A 1,038-nucleotide genomic window follows, 5' to 3' on the forward strand; every position below is an offset into this window, starting at 1 on the left:
GAATCCATCTACCTGCTGCTCCTACCGATTTTTGCGCACCGACCGGCCCGATGCGCACGACGATGGATCAATTCTAAGCCCCCTCAGCATCGGCCCACCCGCAAAAACTGTGACCCACCCAACCATCGCCCACCCGTGAGCACAATGCGCAAAACCCGGAAATCGCCGCTTAGTCCGACTATCGCCCACAAGCACGACACCCGCGTCCCAGCGCCGTAGTTTCGGGCTCACAGATACCAACAATGCTCGCGCAGCCTGCGGTGCAGAGATGAATTGGTGCCAGCCGAAAAGCCATTCACTAATGGCCATTCCGCCGCCTTCGACGCCAGGCAGAAAATGTCGGCGCTACGCCATCGAGGAGTACACAAATGCAATCAATGTCATTTCACCCCGTCGTTGCCGACATTGGCGCACAAGTCGTCAACATCGGTACCAACTGCCTAGAGGAGGCCGCGAAGGCGTCGATGTCGATGACCGGGCTAGCGCCCGCCGGGGCCGACGAGGTGTCGTTGCAGGCAGTAATGGCGTTTCACACGGAGGCGGCCTCGCTGCTTGCGCTGAACCAGGCCGCCCAGGAAGAGCTCATGCGGGCCGGCTCGGCGTTCACCCAGATTGCGCAAACCTATACCGAGGTCGACGAGGCCGCCGCCACCTTGGTGTTCGGCTCCTTTTCATTGCCCAGCTTCACGAAATGACGAATTCGATTCAACGTGGCGAGGAATAGCAATATGGACAATGTAATCGATCTGGCCGACCAGGCCATGTTTCTCGGGGAGCAAGCAACAGGAGCTACCGGCCTGTTGCAAGGTGCCTGGGTGTACAACCACGCGATCGACGTCGACAGCCTGCGGCGGTTCCATCATCATCTGCAGCGGGGACGGTTGTGCCGCCGCATTGAACGGTCCCCATCAGTTGCGGCCGGGGGGGACCGGCGGCTTTAGCCGCCGGGGGAATCCGGCCAGGCGAACAGCGTCGCATCCGGTAGTTGTCGGTGTCGTTGCATATGGTGCGTGGTGTGTCGCAGCGCCGGTTTTGCCG

General features: G+C 60.8%; 2 protein-coding genes. Both read left to right on the forward strand.

What is annotated here, in order from left to right; all coding sequences use genetic code 11:
- Nucleotides 1–368 precede the first annotated feature (368 nt).
- The gene (locus MSIMFI_RS27385; RefSeq protein ID WP_191500052.1) at nucleotides 369–695 is read left to right on the forward strand and encodes a PE family protein; all 327 of its coding nucleotides are present in this window, start codon (nucleotides 369–371) and stop codon (nucleotides 693–695) included.
- A 33-nt stretch (nucleotides 696–728) separates the two neighbouring features.
- Nucleotides 729–941 (forward strand): hypothetical protein, encoded by a 213-nt coding sequence (locus MSIMFI_RS27390; RefSeq protein ID WP_224770496.1) that lies wholly within the window; start codon nucleotides 729–731, stop codon nucleotides 939–941.
- The last annotated feature ends 97 nt before the right edge of the window (nucleotides 942–1,038 follow it).

Source organism: Mycobacterium simulans (assembly GCF_900232995.1).
Taxonomy (GTDB): Bacteria; Actinomycetota; Actinomycetes; order Mycobacteriales; family Mycobacteriaceae; genus Mycobacterium; species Mycobacterium simulans.

Bases quoted from the DNA above. Each gene is read 5' to 3' on its own strand.
- MSIMFI_RS27385 (WP_191500052.1), top strand. From the start codon at position 369: ATGCAATCAATGTCATTTCACCCCGTCGTTGCCGACATTGGCGCACAA.
- MSIMFI_RS27390 (WP_224770496.1), top strand. From the start codon at position 729: ATGGACAATGTAATCGATCTGGCCGACCAGGCCATGTTTCTCGGGGAG.